The organism is Nocardia sp. NPDC004604, from assembly GCF_040609795.1.
Taxonomy (GTDB): Bacteria; Actinomycetota; Actinomycetes; order Mycobacteriales; family Mycobacteriaceae; genus Nocardia.
The window spans coordinates 1-16098 of record NZ_JBEXLC010000070.1; the positions used below are offsets into that span (position 1 = coordinate 1).

Genomic DNA, 16098 nt, shown 5'->3' on the forward strand with positions numbered 1-16098 from the left:
TCATCATTTCATCAAACCATTGATAACGTAAATCTCTCGCTTCAGATTGAATACTTTTTCCTTTTTCTACTGTTTCAGATAAATCTAACTGTTTACGTGCGGACCAAGGCCGTGCGACAGGGCGATCCGCTCGATACCGACACCATGATCGGCGCGCAGGCCAGCAACGATCAGTTCGAAAAGATCCTGTCCTACATCGAGATCGGCAAGGCCGAGGGCGCCACCCTGCTCACCGGCGGCGAGCGCGCCGACCTCGGCGGCGATCTGGCGGGCGGCTACTACGTGCAGCCGACGGTTTTCGCGGGCAGCAATTCGATGCGGATCTTCCAGGAGGAGATCTTCGGACCCGTCGTCTCGGTAACCTCGTTCGCCGACTACGACGATGCCATCAAGATCGCCAACGACACGCTCTACGGACTCGGCGCTGGCGTATGGTCGCGCGACGGCGCGGTCGCCTACCGGGCCGGGCGTGATATCCAGGCCGGTCGGGTGTGGACCAACACCTACCACCAGTACCCCGCACACGCCGCGTTCGGCGGCTACAAGCAGTCCGGCATCGGACGGGAGAACCACCGGATGATGCTCGAGCACTACCAGCAGACGAAGAACCTGCTGGTCGGTTACGCATCGAAGGCGCAAGGCTTCTTCTGATGGCCGCAGTCCCCCGGCGCGTGCGCGCCACCGCGGCGGCGATGGATCTGCTCCGTCGCCTCCGCGGGCAGCACGGGCCGCTGATGCTGCACCAGTCCGGCGGCTGCTGCGACGGTTCGGCGCCGATGTGTTATCCCGCAGGCGAATTCGTGGTCGGCGATCGCGATGTGCTGCTCGGCCTGCTCGATCTGCGCCTGCGAGCCGATGAACTGTCCACGACCGAGCCGGAGCCGGATGACTGTGCGCCGGTGTGGATTTCGGGTCCGCAGTTCGCGGCGTGGCAGCACACTCAGCTCATCCTCGATGTGGTGCCGGGCCGCGGCTCCGGATTCAGTTTGGAATCACCCGAAGGACTCCGATTCCTCAGTCGTGGAAGGGTTTTCGAGGACGCTGAGCTGGTTGCGCTGGCCCGGACCGAGCCGGTGACCGGTGCGGGCTGGGAGCACGGTGCGCGTCCGATGGCGTCGAGCGAAGCACAGGTGGTCACCGAGGCAGCCGACGCCTGCCCGGTGCCAGGTCGTCATCGCTGACCATCCCCCAGCATCGATGGCGAACGCAGCACATCGGTTGCGGCGCGTCCAGCTAACCGTTCGCCTGCGCCGATGCGGCCAGCGCGCTCACTCCGATGGGAATCGGTGCGCAGCGAGTTGGATTTCCGTGTGGCACTGACGATTCCGGTTCAGATCTGGGAGCGCCGGTCGACGGCGACCATATCGAGCACCAGATCCTGCAAAACCCGGCGCGTGGTATGAGCTTGTGCGATCAAGGGTTCGGACGCTTCGGTCTCGGCCAGCTCCACCAGCCGATTCACTTGGTGACAGAGCGCAACGAGTCTGCGGATCGCTTGACGTCGCTCGGCGAGGTTCAGGGTGTCGGTGGCCATACTCAGCAGATCGCGCCACCGCCGCCGACCGTTTCGCCAAAGTTTGCTGGCACTGCGAGACTGCTCCAGCAATATCGACACAATCGGATCCCTGCTGCACGGACCGCCAATGCGTCAGTGACGGAACGGGATCGCACACCTCGCCGGCCAGCTCCGCGGTCTAGATCCGTTGGATGGTTGCGAGCCAGGCCGGTGCACCATCATCATGGAATCGCGTCTGAATCCGGTCCGGCTCGATGGCGGCGACCTGCCATCCAGCGCCGGCGCCGAACGCCGCACTCAGCTCTTCCCGACCGACCGGGTGCGGGCCGGTATCGGGACCAGTGTCACTGAAGCACAACACATACAGGGTTGCACCGTGCTCGGTCACCGACGCCAGACTCGCCACGTACCGTGCCCGCTCGTCCCCGTCGAAGGTGTGGAACAGTCCGCAGTCCAGCACCGTGTCGAACCTGCGCCCCAAACGCTCCAGCCGAAACGCATCGGCCGCGGCGAACTCGACCTCGATCCCACGGTCCCGGGCCTTCTGCCGGGCGATCGCCAGTGCCGTCTCGGCGATATCGAACCCGAGCACCGACAAGCCGAGCGAGGCAACGTACAAAGCGTTCTCGCCGGTCCCGCAACCCGCATCGAGCACGGCTCCGACGAATCCCCCTGCAGATGCCACACGCACTATCGCTGGTTGCGGCCGGTCGATATCCCAAGGCGCTGGACCGTCGTGGTACGACGCATCCCACGGCAGCCCGGTCATCCGTTCGTGACTGGTCGGATGCCGACCACCGAACGGATCATCGGCGCGGGTTCCCGATCGCTCCGACAACTTCGTCACCTCCCTGCGACTGGTCTTCTCACCTCATCGTGGCACGCCGATCGACGGGTCTCGACGATTGTGAGCCGGGTACTCACACCAGTTTCGAATGCACCGTCAGGCCGAGCTGATCCGTCGGGGGCAGCACATCCCGGCGCCGATCGCCCGGTGTGTTTGCCGTCGGTTCCGCATGCGTGGATGCAGCTGTATACGCCGACCGATGATGCGGCGTGGGTGAAGCGGGAGTTGTTTCGCCGCCGCCCACGCCGAACACGCAGCAGAGTGGGATCGCCTGTGGCAGTCCGCCATCGAGATCCCCGGCCGCGACGACTATCGGGACTGGATCCGGCCCGCACTCAGACCCAGCTCGCCGATTCCGGGATGACCCCGTTGGCGCGGGCATTGGCATCGATGATGTCGCGGAGCCAGGTGGTCAGTCCGGGCTCGATGGCATCGTAGAAAGCGGCGAATTCCGGGTCGGCGGTGTATGTCCGGGCTATGCAGACGTGCATCGAGTGGGTGCAGTCGAAGTAGGTGTCGATCGATGCGCGGTGCCGCTCGGCCAAAGCGTTGGCCCGATCACTTCCGGGGCGCACTCCGGCGCGCTGGGCCGCGGCCAGATCCGCGTTCAATGCCTCCACGCCGCCCGCGATCTGCTGCCAGTCTTCGGCGGTTCTGCCCGCGGCGCGTTCGGCGTACTGGGCCCACTGGTGCGTGTCGCCCCAGCGGTCGTGTGCTTGCGCGGCCCAGCCGGGTTGCCAGTGCTCGCCGAAGATCGCGACCTGCTCATCGGCCGAGAGCAGGATCCCGGACTTTCTGGCCTCGATCATGCGGTCCATGGCGTCCGCCATCTGGTGCAGGCGGGCAGCGCGCTCGCGAAGCGAATCGCGCTGCGCACGTAGCGATGCCGACGCATCGATGGCCGGATCGTCCAGTATCGACTTGATGTCGTCGAGAGGTAGGCCCAGCTCACGGTAGGTGAGCACCCGTTGGAGCCGGGACAGGTCCGCATCCGTATAGAGCCGGTATCCGGCGTCGGTGCGCTCGGATGGGCAGACCAGTCCGATGGCATCCCAATGATGCAGCGTCCGGATCGTGACACCCACCCGGGATGCGGCGGCACCGACGGTGAGACCGGCGGTGTCATCGAGATTCACACCATCCAGTCTGACATTCGCGCCGGGTGATGCCACCGACCTCATTGCTTCGGCCCTTCGATTCCGATGGACCGCAGCCACTCGGCCTCGGCGCTGTTCGAGTCGTAGGGCCGCGCCGCCGTCATGATCACCCGGGTGTTGTCCGGTGTGCGGACCTCCAGTTCCACCGAGTTCCACGGCATCATCCGCGGCCCCGTCGTACAACCGGGCAACACCAGCTCACACGCCGCCGCGATCTCGTCGAGCTGACTCAGCACGCACGCGAAGCTCACGCTCTGCGCCGTCGGCTCGGCCAGGCGCTCGTCCGGCACGAGCAAGACGTCCTGGAACGCCCAGCGCCGCAGATGCGTCACTTGCCCGGGGGCGGTGAACAGGTCGAAGAAGCCGAGTCCGCGAACCCAGAAGTCCACCGACGCAGCCAGATCGGGCGTCGGCACCGTGACGAACATCGGCATCCCATAGATGCCGCGGAAAGGCTCCGGAGCCACGGCGTCGAGGGCGGGCACGGGAACCGGACTGATATCGAATGCGGGGTAGGTTTCACTCACCACGACATCGTCGAGCCTGACGCAGCGTCAGGGTCAAACCGCTACGTCAGCCAGCCATCTGCGGGACGATGAAGGCCATGACCGAATCCGCCACACGCACGCTCGATCGGCTCCGGAGGGACCTGCAGGAGTATGCGCGCCTAGCCGAGGCCCGCTATGACCCTGCGATCGTGGACCCGGTGCTGGACACACTCGCCGATCTGTGGACCAACTCCGTCGTCGGTGTGCGCACGACGACGCATCCGGTGCCCGAACGCGAGATCAACGCTCGGGTGATGCATCCGGGCGCCCCGACCGATCTGATCGAAAGACTCTGTGACGCCGGACTTCTCACCTACACCGGACATCCGATGGAGCAGTTGCTCGCCGAGATATCGGCCGCCGTGCCGGTCCGTTCGGGTGTCGATCTCGCACTCGCCGGTGGTGTACAGAAGATCTGGCTGGTCTTCCCCGAACTACTCGAGGTGGAGCGGATTCTCGGATTCTCCGGGATCCCCGACTCGGCCCGCGCCAGCGCCGAGCACCTGACCCGATATGGCGGCCAAATCGGCATATTGGCAGTCGATTTCGATGCCCGCACGATGAATCTCTACTCGAACGTCTTCGCGCCGGGCACCCTCGCTCCCGCGGATATCGCCGGAATTCTGGCCGAACTCGACTTCGTCCCGGCCGACGACGCCGAACTGGCACTCCTCGGGCGCACCTTCAACCTCTACCGCACGTTTTCCTGGACATCCCCACGCATGCAACGGATTTGCTTCCCGGTGCGATGCGAGCCATCGAGCTTCCCGACCCATCTCGACCCGGTCCTGAACCGTTTCGTCGACGGAGCACCATTCGCCGACCCCGACACCCGAGGATTCGTCTTCTACGCCGCCTACGGCCCGGACACCCGCTACTACAAGATCCAGGCCGAATACGCCGCCGCCCGCCAAGCCACCTTTCCCGGCGGAACCGCGCCCAGCCGCACCTAGCGCTGCACTGCGTCAACGACCGCATTGACGCAACCATTCGGTTGCTATAGATTTATGGCAACCAAATGGTTGCGACATGAGGAGGTGCCCCGATGGGATTCCCGGATCGAATCGAACGCAGTGTGCACATTGATCAGCCACTGGAGCGGGTGTGGGCCGCGATCACCACAGCCGAGGGGCTCGGCAGTTGGTTCGGCAATAGCGCGGAGGTCGACTTGCGCGTCGGCGGCACCGCGAAACTGGCCTGGGAGGGCGGCGACGCAGCGGAATGGCGCATCGAACGACTCGAACCGCAGACGACCTTCGGCTACACCTGGCCCATCCACGGACTTCCCGATAGTGACCCGCGCCGAACGTATGTCGAGTTCACGCTGACACCGAACGACACCGGCACCACCGTCACCGTGGTCGAAACCGGCTTCGCACAACTCGAGCCGGATGACCACCGCAAGGCATTCGACGGCAATACCGACGGATGGGCGAAGGAACTCGCCAAGTTGGTCACCTATCTGCATGGCTGACCGCGCGTCCGAAGCCGTCGCGGAGGCTGTATTCGCGGCCCTGGCGGATCCGAACCGGCGCAGCATTCTCGCCGCGCTCGCGGAGGCCGGGCCGACCACCGCGACGGATCTGGCCGCCAAACTGCCGATCACCCGACAGGGCATAGCCAAACACCTTGCGCTGCTCGGCGATGCGGGTCTGGTGGCAGCCGAACCCGGTGAGCGGCGCCGGATCCGCTATCGCCTGCAGTCCGGTCCCATGCAGGTCGCCCAGCAGTTCCTGGCCGCGCTGGCCCGCGATTGGGACGACCCGCTCGCGGCACTGCGTCGACATCTGCAATAGCCGTTGACCCGAAAGGAATCATCATCATGACAAAAGTCTCCGATAGCGAAATTCTCATCACCGGGGCCAATCGTGGCATCGGAAAAGCACTGGTCGATGAGGCCCTGCGCCGCGGTGCCCGGCGGGTTTACGCAGCGATGCGTGTGCCGGTGCCGCACGCGGATGAGCGCGTCACGCCGCTGACGCTCGACATCACCGACGCGGGCCAGATTCAGCGCGCGGTCGATGCGGTCGAGTCGCTGGATATCCTCGTCAATAACGCGGGCGTGGCGATCTACGACGATCTGACCGACCGGGCGGTAATCCAGCAGCACCTCGATGTGAATCTGTTCGGCCCACTCACCGTGGCCCAGGCATTCCTGCCAATGCTGACCCGTTCGCAAGGTGCCATCGTCAACAACATTTCGATGAACGGAATCGGCGCCTTTCCGCTCGTTCCCGGCTATTCGGTCTCGAAGGCGGCGGCGTTCTCGATGACACAATCGCTGCGCGCCCAGCTCGCCGACAAGGGCATACGGGTACACGCCGCGCTGACCGGTCCGACCGACACCGAGATGACCCGGGAGTTCGACGCAGTGAAGGCCACCGCGGCGCACGTGGCGCGAGCCATCTTCGACGGTTTCGAAGCGGACGAGGACGATATCTTCCCTGATCCGGTGTCCGCGGCCTTAGCCGAAGGGTGGCGCAGCGGCGTCGGCAATGCCGTCGCGACCGAATTCGCATCGATCGCCCAGGCACTACGCAATTCCTCGGCCGCCTGATCTTTTAGTGAGCCTCCCGCAACGGCACTGTTCCGACCACCTCGGACCAGTGCCGTTGCCGTACCCGTTCCGGTTCGGCAGCGACGGGGCCAGTTCGCCCCTCGCGCAAAGAATTCGCCTCCTTCCGGTTCGCGCATGATCCACCGACGAGTCCGGTGTAGATCTCACAGACACGGGTTGCTCTCAGCTCAGCCAACCGCGCGACTATTGCATCGAGCGCGCCTGGCTCAGCCGCGCCCACCGCTATAGCGCCCGCTCCCGCACCACCCTGCCCCGGTGAGATGCCGGTGAAATCGCCGTGAAACGCGCGCGAGAAAAGATTCATGTTGTCCGCCACCGGTGACGAAGGAGGCGTACGCGGTAGCGGACAGGGAGGGGGTTCCGTCGAAATCACTCGGCCCGATCGAATCACCGGATCGATGGCAGGAGGTGAAATGACAACGAGCACAACGGAAGTACGGACCACCACGGATGTGGCCGCACTCCAGAAGCTTCCGGAGCTGAATGCGAAGTCGGATCCACTCGAGCTTCGCTATACCTGCAACTCACCGAGCGCACTGTCTCGGGTGGTTGGGGTTTGGCCTTCCTGGCCATCTGCAACACCGGGAACTACCGTCAGGACTTCACCCTCGAATATGTGCTGTTCCCAAATGGCACGGGCAGTACCGTCTACAAGGCCGCAGTGGATAGTCGCCGACTCAGTGTGCCCTATGCCGCGGGCACGTCCTACGTCACCATTAGCGACGATTTCGGAAACGAAGATCCGCGCATGCAGTGGGACCAGCTCAGCACACCCTGAGACCATCCGCGAGATCATGCGAAGTGCCGCGACCGGACTCGTCCGACCCCGATCTTCAGCTGGCGATCTCGGTGATCTCGCGATGTGGGTGCAGGCTGCGGAATTTACTGTCGTGGAAGATCAGCGGCTCGGCGTCGGCGCGGGCCGCGAGGCGGTTGATCCGCAGGATGACCACCGTATGGTCGCCCGCGGGGATGCGGACTTCGACCGCGCCTTCGATCCACGCCGTCGCACCCTCGATGAAGATCGCGTCGGCCGCGCCGCGCTGCACATCCACATTATGGAAGCGATTGCCGTTGCGGTTGCTCAGTGCCCGAGCCGCATCCTCCTGATCGGTGCCGAGCAGACTCAGACCGAGGTGCGTGGCGGTATCCAGCTTCGGCCAGGTCGCCGAACTGTTCTGCACGCAGAATGACACCAGTGGCGGATCCAGCGAGACCGGAACAAAGGTACTCACCGCCAAACCGTGTGGTGTGCCCTCGATTTCGGCGCATACCGCGACCACACCGCTGGGAAAGCTGGCGAATACGCGACGCAGTCCGGCGCCATCGGACGGGAACTCGAATAGCTCATACATGGTCGGCCGCCTTCGAACTCAGTGCCGCGGCGACGGGCCGCCAGCGGGTGGTATAGCGCTCTATCGCGCCGTCTTCCTGAAATGTGCGGTCCGATAGATAGAGACCGGGCAATGCGGCCGTCGCGCCGAGCTCGACCAACACCGGCTTCAGCAGCAGGTCCGGCGCGAGTGCGTGCGTCGGGCCCGCGCCGAGCATGAGCGGCACCGCCACGACATCGGCCAGGCCGGTACCGCCGTCGAACTGTTCGAGGAACAGCTTCAGCAGACCGCTGTAGGTGGCTTTGAAGGTCGGACTGGCGAAGACCACCAGCTCTGAACCGGCCACCGTGCGCACAGCGGCGGCGACATCGGGGTCACCCCAGGACAGCAGGCCAGCGCCGAAGGAGACCAGATCGATCACCGCCGGTGCCACGTCCGAGCGCAAACCCTCGGCGACCAGCGTTGCCGCGGTCAGCGTACGGGAGGCGGGCTTCGGATTGCCGACGACGACGGTAACTGTCACTTCCGTATCCTCTTCTCGCTCAGCTCAGATCACGCCGTGCAGCGGCGGCGCGATGTCGTGCAGCAATGCCCTGCCGATGTGCTGATACTTCCACCGCACCGGATCGTGCAGGGTGTGCGTGTGGACATTGCGCCAGTACTGGTGCAAGTTCAGATTCGCAGCGGCACTGCGTGTTCCGCCCACCTCGAACAGCGCGGCCGAAACTTCGTTGGCCGCGCGATCGGCGAGCACCTTGGCGGTGGCGACAGTCAGCGATGCCGGGGCGACGAATGAGTGGCCGTGCGGAATCTGCGCGATATTCGGGTCGACGGCCGTCAGCACGCGCACCCACCTCGGCCACCGCGCTCGGCGGGAGATCCGCTCCCCCGAATGCCGCGGGCGCCGTGATCGCGAGCAACCCACCCGCCGCGAGTCGATCCACCTCGGCGAATGGCAACTCTCGCCCGAGATCACGTGCCGCGGCCCCGGCTGCGAACTCCGAAGCCAACTGCGCAGCAACAGAATACGCCTGTGCCGCGGATTCGATGCGGTCGGCGGCGATCGCGGTCATCAGTGCCCGACCCCGGCGGGCCTGCGCGCCCCCAGTTCCCGGACCAGCGGCAGCACCTTCGCACCGAAGTACTCGACCTCCTCTTGGAAGGGCAGGAACCCGGCAAGCGTGAGGTTCGCACCGAGTTCCCGGTAGGCCACGACGGGTTGCACCCGGTAGGCGAACCGGATCCGATCGGCGATCTGCTCTGTGGTCATGCTTGCTCCATTCGGTGTCGGCGCGCGCTCCTTCCACTCCAGCACCGCAAGCCGACCGACAGGAGGGTTTGAATCTGTGCGATCGGATGGGGGTAGCGATCACCCCGACCGCCACCTACCACGAACACGCTATCGACTCAGGTTGGCGAGCAGGAAGTCGCGGGCGACGCCGGATGCTCGGTCGAACTGCTCCTCGTACACGGCGAAGTGCGTGCCGGGGATCAGCGCCAGTTGTTTGGGTTCCAGCGCCTCGGCATAGCTCTGCAGGGCGATATCGGTGGGTGTCAGGGTGTCCTGATCGGCGATCACCATCAGCAGGGGCGTCGGAGATATGCGGCGCAGGAACGCCTCCGGGGCATACGACTGGAACTTGTCGACACTCGACAGGGTGACCTCGTTGCGCCAGGTGGGGACCTGCGGGCCATTGGCCATCAACCAGTGGTAGACCTCGATACCGGGCATGGCGACGAGTTCGGTCGGATCATCGGAGGCCGCCTTGATCGTCTCGTACGGTTTCCCGGCAGCGCGAGCCAGGCGGTCGGCGGCAATGGCCCCGTGCACGGCGGGCAGCATGATGGTGGGCACCAAACTGCGAAAGTTCGCCCAACCGTTGGTAAGTGGCACCTGCGATACCACGGCACGGACCCGCCGGTCGGTCGCCGCGACGACCAGGACATGACCGCCCGCGAAACTGGTTCCCCAGATGCCGATCCGCTCCGGATCGATACCGTCCAGCGTCTGTGCGAAGGTGATCGCATCGCGGTAACCCTCGATCTGCGCGGTGGGGTCGACCTCGTAACGCGGTTCACCATCGGAGGTCCCGAATCCAGGGTGGTCGTAGACGAGACAGGCCAAACCGGCAGTGGTGAACACCTCGGCGAACGGCGCAACCCACTCCTTCACGCCCGCGAAGCCGTGCGTCATCACCACCAGCGGCGCGAGACCGGACGCCTGCTCGGGCCGGTAGAGCCACCCCCGCAATGTCACTGCGCCACTGGTGAATTCGACATCGACACGCATCGCGATTCCTCCCATTACACCGTCTTTGCACCCAACGTACGGCCTGGGTGAGCGGATGTCGAAGGTTCGTCTTCGACCACAACTCGACAGCCACTCGGCCGCAATCGAGTTCGGCCGCGGACACAGGGTGCCCGGGGCGCCGTCCTTCGACATCTCGACCACGCCTCAGCAGTCATGGTCGCCGCCGGTGGGGTCACAGTCGTCGGATCCAGGACGCATCGCGCAACTGGTCGTGTGGCATGGACACCGGCCGGATGCGATCGGGGACCAGCCATCCCTGCCGCCCGCTCGCGGTGAATTCCGAATAGGCCGCCGGGTGGTAACCGGTACCATGGCGCGATCGAGCAGAGGTTCAATAATCAACTTGAATTGCACGAACCAGGCTGCGCGATACCGAGATTCCATCGCGCCCGCGAGTACGTCTATTCCATTCTTCGACTATCCGCGGATCCACGGTCGTACCGGGGTCGGAGCAATTGGCGAACAGGAAGGTTCGTGCGTCAAATTGGAGGAAGGTACAAAGATATCCACGCCGACTGGGTCGATCTTTGGACTTCTTGTTCCTAGCTGCACCATCGTCGAAAACGATGTACTTGGCCCCTACGCCCGATTTCGAAGCCAAGTGGCCCGTAGGCGGGGTCGACTGGAGAACCGCGATGACCAGCGCAATTGCGCGGTCCAAACCGCATCCCGAAGCGCGAATAGGCGAATACCGCCGGCTCGAGCAGATGCTCCGGCTCGGTCGCTGAGACAATGGCAGTGCAGGGAAGTCCTGAGTCGATTGCGCCGGACAATCAAGGTAATGCCATGTCATGCCATGTCACGGTCCGATTTCCGGGTTGGCCGCCGATGCACTACTGGGCCGACTCCATAGCAGCGCACACCTTCGCAAAAGCAATATATGCACTGAGATTGGCGACAATTCAAATCGATCACGATATGCGCGAAGCGCTACAGCCCCTACCTTGTCAGCGGCTCTGGCTATGAACAAACCCGACTGATGCCTGCCGCTGCATCTCAGATCTCCGACGAGGTCCGATCCTGGGCACGGGTGAACCTCAGCGTGACGAGCTGAAATGGCCTCAGCCGCAAGCGAACTCCCATGCCCTCCCGGCTCGCGGGGGTGTCCCCCGGCAGCGGCCGCTCCAGCAGATCGCAGACCTGGAACCCGGCGAATCCGAAGCCGACGGCCACCAGCGCCGAGGCACGACCACCGTGCGCCTCGTAGACCCGTAGCACTACATCGCCGCTTCCGTCGTCGGCGAGCTTGACAGCGCTGGTCACCACGGCGGCATTGTCGATGGTGAACAGCGGTTCGACGGCCTCCGCAACGCCCGGCCGCAACGGCATGAGGTTGATGCGGTAGCCCTCGCGTACCGCGTCCCCGATCGATGCGCCCGGGATCAGCGAGTGTCGGAAGTGGTGTGCACCGTGGTCGGTCTCCGGATCGGGAAAGCGCGGTGCCCGCAAAAGCGAAACCCGCAGTGTTGTCGTCGTCCCGCCATCGGCTCGGACCGTGCGGGTGACGTCGTGTCCGTAGGTTGAGTCGTTGACGAGCGCCACACCCCAACCCGGCTCGGCGAAGTGGACGAACCGGTGGTTACATGCCTCGAACTTCGCGTACTCCCAGCTGGTGTTGGTGTGGGTCGGCCGGAACATATGCCCGAACTGAGTTTCGCAGGCATAGCGGTCGGCGTGGATGTCCAGGGGAAAGGCCAGTTTCAGGAACTTCTCCGTCTCCCACCATTCGACGCTGGTGTCGATGTCGAGGCCGCGCACGCCCGGCCGCAGTGCCAAGGTCTGCTCCACCTTGGAGGACCCGAACGAGCGCCCCACCCGCACCACCGCTGTGCCTGACGAATCCGCGTCCACCGCAACGAAATCCGCTTCGGTGAGGTCGGTGACCTGATTTCGATAGAAGAGATCGACATCCCACGCATCCCACGCGTTCGGGAAGTCCGGGTGCAGCTGTAGCAGGTTCGCGACCGAACCCGGCGCAAGCGTCTCGCGCCGCGCCTCCGGGTCGAATACCGACACGACAAGGCCGCGGTCATCTACTTCGACCCGCAACAGCCTGTTGTCGAGGACGAACCCGCCACCCGCACGCTCGGCCACCGAGCACGGGTGCCCTGCCGCCAGTGCGGCCGCCCCACCGGCCGGGACCGATCGCCAGGTGTGCGGCGCCGGGTTGAAGATATTCGGTCCGGTCCGCTCACCGCCGAGCATCCATTGGGCCCGTTCGATGACCGTCGTCAGCTCCTCGGCCACCGCCGCGTAGGTCTGCTCCGCCTCTCGGTGCACCCATGCGATAGACGAACCCGGCAGGATGTCGTGAAACTGGTTCAGCAGCACCGTCTTCCAGATCCGGTCCAGTGCCGAATAGGGATATTCGCGGTTCTTCCGCACCGCCGCCGTCGCGGCCCATAGCTCGGCTTCCCGCAGCAGGTGCTCACTGCGCCGGTTCCCCTGCTTGGTCCTGGCCTGACTGGTCAGCGTGCCGCGGTGTAGTTCCAGGTACAACTCCCCCACCCACACCGGCGGGTTCTGATATTCGGCCTCGGCCTTGGCGAAGAAGTCGGCGGGCTTATCCCACACCACCTTCGGCGAGCCCTCCAGGTTCCGCATCCGGGCGGCCTTGGCGACCATCTCCCGCGTCGGCCCGCCACCACCGTCGCCCCAGCCGGTGGGTGCCAGTGACCTGGACGCGCGGCCCTTATCCTTGAAATTCCTTGCGGCGTGCGCGATCTCGCGGCCCTGCATCGAGCAGTTGTAGGTGTCGACCGGCGGAAAATGGGTAAAGATCCGGCTTCCGTCGATGCCCTCCCACAGGAAGGTGTGGTGCGGAAACTGGTTGATCTGACTCCACGAGATCTTCTGTGTCAGTAACCATTTGCACCCGGCGGCCCGGATGATCTGCGGCAGCCCGGCGGCGAATCCGAACGTATCGGGCAGCCATACCTCCTCGCTCTCGACATCGAACTCCGCCAGGAAGAACCGCTTGCCGTGCACGAACTGCCGTGCCATCGCTTCGGAGCCCGGCATATTCGTATCCGACTCGACCCACATGCCGCCGGTCGGCACGAACCGTCCCTCCGATACCGCACTCTTGACCTTCGCATACACCTCGGGGCGATGCCGCTTGATGAAGTCGTATTGCGCGGCTTGGGACATCGCAAAGATGAACTCGGGCTCCTCGGCCAGCAGCGCGGTCATATTCGCGGTGGTGCGCGCCACCTTGCGCACCGTCTCGCGCAGCGGCCACAGCCATGCCGTGTCGATGTGCGCGTGCCCGACCGCGGAGATCTTGTGCGCGGACGCCACCGCTGGCGCGGCCAGCACATCGACCAAATACGCGCGCGCCGCAGCAGCCGTGGAGTTCACGTGCTGCAGATCGACGGCGTCGAGCGCGCGCTCGATCGCCCGCACGATGTCATAGCGGCGGGCGGGATCCTCGGGCATCTCGTGCATCAGCTCGCCGAGTACCTCCAGATCCTGGACCAGCAACCAGACCTCTTCATCGAAGACCGCCAGATCCAGCCGACCCAGCCGATACTGCGGCTCGTCACCGGCGGTGGATTTGTCGCCGAGCATGGTCGGCGAGAAGGGAATGATCGGGTTCGAAGCCGCCTCGACGTGCAACAGCACGTGCTCGCCGCCGACCGCCGCAGACGCAACCCGCACCCACTGGTTACGCGGGTGCAAACCCTTGACCGGCGATCCATCCGACCGATAGACCAGGCCCTCGCACTGGAAACCCGTCATGTTCTGGTCGAAACCGAGATCGATAATCGCCTCGACGGTCTTACCCGCCCACGCGGCAGGCACCGTCGCCTCGACCGTGAGCCAACTGGTCCCCCACGGTGCGCCCCATCTGGCACCGGATCCGATCGGCGTCCGGGGCGCGGCCAAGCCCTCGGCGACCGACACCGGCTCATCCGGTGCAACCCAGATGGACGCTTTCAGCGGCACCGACTCCGGATAGATCGCCGGAGTGATCCGCTCCGCGAGAACCCGGCCGAGGCGATTCTCGACCAACCGACGGTCATCGTGCATAACGCTGGCTCCCATCGGACCGGGGGCGTGATCAACGAACCGCAACCATTCTCCGACAGTGCGGCTATTTCTCGAGCACATCGGCCATATTGCGCTGCACCGACTCGGCCGCGACACCAACGGCTGTGCTCCTACTCACACGCGCCTTGACCATCACATACATGTGAAGGTTTCAGCATACTGTTCATGAAGATAGGCATCACCACCTTCGTTACCGACGAGGGCATCAGTGGTCCGAAACTCGGTGTGGCACTGGAGGATCGGGGTTTCGAATCGCTGTTCCTGCCCGAACATTCGCATATCCCCGCGAGTCGGAAATCCCCCGCCCCGGGCGGAGGTGAGCTGCCACGGGAGTACTACCGCGCGCTGGATCCGTTCGTCACCCTCGGCGCCGTTGCGGCCGTCACCGAGCGGTTGCTCCTCGGCACCGGGGTCACCCTGCTGATCCAACGCGACGTCATCCACACCGCTAAACAAGTCGCCACGCTCGACCGAATCTCACACGGACGCTTCGTATTCGGCGTCGGCATCGGCTGGAATCGCGAGGAGATGGCCGATCACGGCACCGACCCCCGCACCCGCGGCGCGCTACTCGACGAGCAACTCGTCGCCATCCGCAAGATCTGGACCGAGGACCTCGCCGAATACCACGGTCGCTTCATCGATTTCGACCCGATGTACGCCTGGCCGAAACCCGCACAGCAACCGCACCCGCCGATCTTGATCGGCGGCGGTGAGTCGGCGGCCGAACGCGCGATCCGCCACGGTGTCGGCTGGATCCCCACCGCAGTGGCCGATCCCGCCGCGATACCGGCCCAACTGGCCCTGCTCGACGGACACGACCTGCCGGTCACAATCGCATTCGCCGCAGCCGATCCGGCCCTACTCGACAGCTACGCCGAGGCCGGGGTGCAACGATTGATCCTCAGCGTGCCGACCCTCCCGGAATCGGAGACACTGCACGCCCTCGACGAAATCGCGAAAGCCGCCGGACCTCGCCGACCGCCGCGCCCGGCGTGCCGTCCTTCGAGGAAGCCGACGAGCACGCCGGGCGAACCTTCGGGCGGGGTGTTGTCGAAGACGGTGCCCAGCAGACCACTCGCTCGTGCCGACGATAGGAAGCATGACTTGCCGGCGAATGTGTCTTCAGCCCTGAGGTTTTCGGATTGGGCGCGTAGGCTCGAACGCGGATCGATCATGCGAAAGGGCGTAGGTGTGGCCGGCAACAATATGTTCAGCGTCTACGGGCGAATGACCGCACTGCCCGGTCGGCGTGACGAGCTGATCACCTTGCTCCTCGATGGATTCCGCGCCGGCGGCGATGACAGCGGCCTGCTCACCTACAGCATCAACACGGCCTTCGACGACCCGGACACGGTGTGGCTGACACAGCTGTGGATCGATAAGGAAGCACACGACGCGACCACCCGTTCCGAGCCGGTCGCAGCGGTGACTCGCCAGGTTCCTCCACTCCTGGCTCGGCAACCCGAAGGCTGCTACGGTCACGCCGTCTATGTTCACGACCGCACCACCGAGTGACGTGGGTCAGGGCCGACCTCGCCGTCCAACAGGCGGCCTGCCCCGGCTCGTGATGGCAGTGCTCGCTTATCGGGGTGGCCTCGGCTTCGAGCGATCACACCAGGCGAAGGTTGGTGCACCGCACATCAGGACCAACTCGCTTGCCGCAGTTCGAGCGGTCGGCGCTCGAGCCACCTGAGCTGGTGCTCAACCGAGACATCCTGCTCTGGACGAGGTGGCCTGGAAGAGCCCCTTCG

The 16098-nt window shown here is 64.8% G+C and carries 16 protein-coding genes and 3 pseudogenes; 9 read left to right on the plus strand and 10 right to left on the minus strand.

The features are described 5' to 3' along the window. Together ABZW16_RS24365 and ABZW16_RS24370 are read left to right on the plus strand one after the other, a co-directional pair. The coding region (locus tag ABZW16_RS24365) for an aldehyde dehydrogenase family protein (RefSeq protein ID WP_354958298.1) at positions 1 to 651 on the plus strand (651 nt) is incomplete at its 5' end. Beyond that, a complete protein-coding gene (locus ABZW16_RS24370) occupies positions 651 to 1181 on the plus strand; it encodes a DUF779 domain-containing protein (RefSeq protein ID WP_354958299.1) in 531 nt (176 codons plus the stop codon). The genes ABZW16_RS24365 and ABZW16_RS24370, both read left to right, overlap by 1 nt. Positions 1182 to 1330: 149 nt before the next feature. On the opposite strand, the gene ABZW16_RS24375 is transcribed toward ABZW16_RS24370, so the two are convergent. From ABZW16_RS24375 to ABZW16_RS24390, 4 genes are all read right to left on the minus strand, one after another. Next, a complete protein-coding gene (locus ABZW16_RS24375) occupies positions 1331 to 1615 on the minus strand; it encodes a hypothetical protein (protein ID WP_354958300.1) in 285 nt (94 codons plus the stop codon). Positions 1616 to 1694: 79 nt separating this feature from the next. Beyond that, positions 1695 to 2354: a class I SAM-dependent methyltransferase gene (locus ABZW16_RS24380; protein WP_354958301.1), complete on the minus strand. Its 660-nt coding sequence runs from the start codon at positions 2352 to 2354 to the stop codon at positions 1695 to 1697. Positions 2355 to 2698: 344 nt separating this feature from the next. Continuing rightward, complete coding sequence (locus ABZW16_RS24385) at positions 2699 to 3499, minus strand: MerR family transcriptional regulator (protein ID WP_354958303.1); 801 nt, start codon at positions 3497 to 3499, stop codon at positions 2699 to 2701. Positions 3500 to 3540: 41 nt separating this feature from the next. After that, the gene (locus tag ABZW16_RS24390) at positions 3541 to 4047 is read right to left on the minus strand and encodes a VOC family protein (RefSeq protein WP_354958304.1); all 507 of its coding nucleotides are present in this window, start codon (positions 4045 to 4047) and stop codon (positions 3541 to 3543) included. A 77-nt stretch (positions 4048 to 4124) separates the two neighbouring features. Between ABZW16_RS24390 and ABZW16_RS24395 the strand changes: the two genes are divergently transcribed. From ABZW16_RS24395 to ABZW16_RS24415, 5 genes are all read left to right on the plus strand, one after another. Continuing rightward, positions 4125 to 5021, plus strand: a complete 897-nt coding sequence (locus tag ABZW16_RS24395) for an aromatic prenyltransferase (protein ID WP_354958305.1) — start codon at positions 4125 to 4127, stop codon at positions 5019 to 5021. Between the two features lie 92 nt (positions 5022 to 5113). Continuing rightward, positions 5114 to 5542, plus strand: coding sequence for an SRPBCC domain-containing protein (locus ABZW16_RS24400; RefSeq protein ID WP_354958306.1), 429 nt, complete (start codon positions 5114 to 5116; stop codon positions 5540 to 5542). Beyond that, positions 5535 to 5864, plus strand: coding sequence for a metalloregulator ArsR/SmtB family transcription factor (locus ABZW16_RS24405; protein WP_354958307.1), 330 nt, complete (start codon positions 5535 to 5537; stop codon positions 5862 to 5864). The genes ABZW16_RS24400 and ABZW16_RS24405 overlap by 8 nt, the downstream gene beginning before the upstream one ends. Positions 5865 to 5890: 26 nt before the next feature. Then, positions 5891 to 6625 (plus strand): SDR family NAD(P)-dependent oxidoreductase, encoded by a 735-nt coding sequence (locus ABZW16_RS24410; RefSeq protein ID WP_354958308.1) that lies wholly within the window; start codon positions 5891 to 5893, stop codon positions 6623 to 6625. Positions 6626 to 7202: 577 nt separating this feature from the next. Beyond that, the gene (locus ABZW16_RS24415) at positions 7203 to 7424 is read left to right on the plus strand and encodes a hypothetical protein (RefSeq protein WP_354958309.1); all 222 of its coding nucleotides are present in this window, start codon (positions 7203 to 7205) and stop codon (positions 7422 to 7424) included. 55 nt (positions 7425 to 7479) lie between these two features. On the opposite strand, the gene ABZW16_RS24420 is transcribed toward ABZW16_RS24415, so the two are convergent. The 6 genes and pseudogenes from ABZW16_RS24420 to ABZW16_RS24445 all read right to left on the minus strand — a co-directional run bounded on the left by ABZW16_RS24420 (position 7480) and on the right by ABZW16_RS24445 (position 14323). Further along, positions 7480 to 8001, minus strand: coding sequence for a flavin reductase family protein (locus tag ABZW16_RS24420; RefSeq protein WP_354958310.1), 522 nt, complete (start codon positions 7999 to 8001; stop codon positions 7480 to 7482). Continuing rightward, positions 7994 to 8503: an NAD(P)H-dependent oxidoreductase gene (locus tag ABZW16_RS24425; RefSeq protein WP_354958311.1), complete on the minus strand. Its 510-nt coding sequence runs from the start codon at positions 8501 to 8503 to the stop codon at positions 7994 to 7996. Before ABZW16_RS24425 ends, ABZW16_RS24420 begins: the two co-directional genes overlap by 8 nt. Before the next feature lie 24 nt (positions 8504 to 8527). Continuing rightward, positions 8528 to 9053 (minus strand): annotated as a pseudogene (locus ABZW16_RS24430) (acyl-CoA dehydrogenase family protein). Beyond that, positions 9053 to 9193, minus strand: a pseudogene (locus ABZW16_RS24435) (dimethyl sulfone monooxygenase SfnG); the annotation flags it as partial. The pseudogenes ABZW16_RS24430 and ABZW16_RS24435, both read right to left, overlap by 1 nt. 186 nt (positions 9194 to 9379) lie before the next feature. Then, the gene (locus ABZW16_RS24440; protein WP_354958312.1) at positions 9380 to 10270 is read right to left on the minus strand and encodes an alpha/beta fold hydrolase; all 891 of its coding nucleotides are present in this window, start codon (positions 10268 to 10270) and stop codon (positions 9380 to 9382) included. Positions 10271 to 11287: 1017 nt separating this feature from the next. Then, complete coding sequence (locus ABZW16_RS24445; RefSeq protein ID WP_354958313.1) at positions 11288 to 14323, minus strand: glycoside hydrolase family 38 C-terminal domain-containing protein; 3036 nt, start codon at positions 14321 to 14323, stop codon at positions 11288 to 11290. A gap of 186 nt (positions 14324 to 14509) precedes the next feature. On the opposite strand from ABZW16_RS24445, the pseudogene ABZW16_RS24450 reads away from it, so the two are divergent. Beyond that, positions 14510 to 15301: pseudogene (locus ABZW16_RS24450) on the plus strand (LLM class F420-dependent oxidoreductase); the annotation flags it as partial. A 252-nt stretch (positions 15302 to 15553) separates the two neighbouring features. Further along, on the plus strand, positions 15554 to 15862 hold the full coding sequence (locus ABZW16_RS24455; protein WP_354958341.1) for an antibiotic biosynthesis monooxygenase: 309 nt from the start codon (positions 15554 to 15556) through the stop codon (positions 15860 to 15862). The last annotated feature ends 236 nt before the right edge of the window (positions 15863 to 16098 follow it).

What these genes read in the sequence shown, in the direction of transcription:
- ABZW16_RS24400 (WP_354958306.1), top strand. Translation starts at nt 5,114, where the DNA reads ATGGGATTCCCGGATCGAATCGAACGCAGTGTGCACATTGATCAGCCA.
- ABZW16_RS24445 (WP_354958313.1), bottom strand. Translation starts at nt 14,323, where the DNA reads ATGCACGATGACCGTCGGTTGGTCGAGAATCGCCTCGGCCGGGTTCTC.
- ABZW16_RS24420 (WP_354958310.1), bottom strand. Translation starts at nt 8,001, where the DNA reads ATGTATGAGCTATTCGAGTTCCCGTCCGATGGCGCCGGACTGCGTCGC.
- ABZW16_RS24440 (WP_354958312.1), bottom strand. Translation starts at nt 10,270, where the DNA reads ATGCGTGTCGATGTCGAATTCACCAGTGGCGCAGTGACATTGCGGGGG.
- ABZW16_RS24455 (WP_354958341.1), top strand. Translation starts at nt 15,554, where the DNA reads ATGTTCAGCGTCTACGGGCGAATGACCGCACTGCCCGGTCGGCGTGAC.
- ABZW16_RS24370 (WP_354958299.1), top strand. Translation starts at nt 651, where the DNA reads ATGGCCGCAGTCCCCCGGCGCGTGCGCGCCACCGCGGCGGCGATGGAT.
- ABZW16_RS24410 (WP_354958308.1), top strand. Translation starts at nt 5,891, where the DNA reads ATGACAAAAGTCTCCGATAGCGAAATTCTCATCACCGGGGCCAATCGT.
- ABZW16_RS24395 (WP_354958305.1), top strand. Translation starts at nt 4,125, where the DNA reads ATGACCGAATCCGCCACACGCACGCTCGATCGGCTCCGGAGGGACCTG.
- ABZW16_RS24405 (WP_354958307.1), top strand. Translation starts at nt 5,535, where the DNA reads ATGGCTGACCGCGCGTCCGAAGCCGTCGCGGAGGCTGTATTCGCGGCC.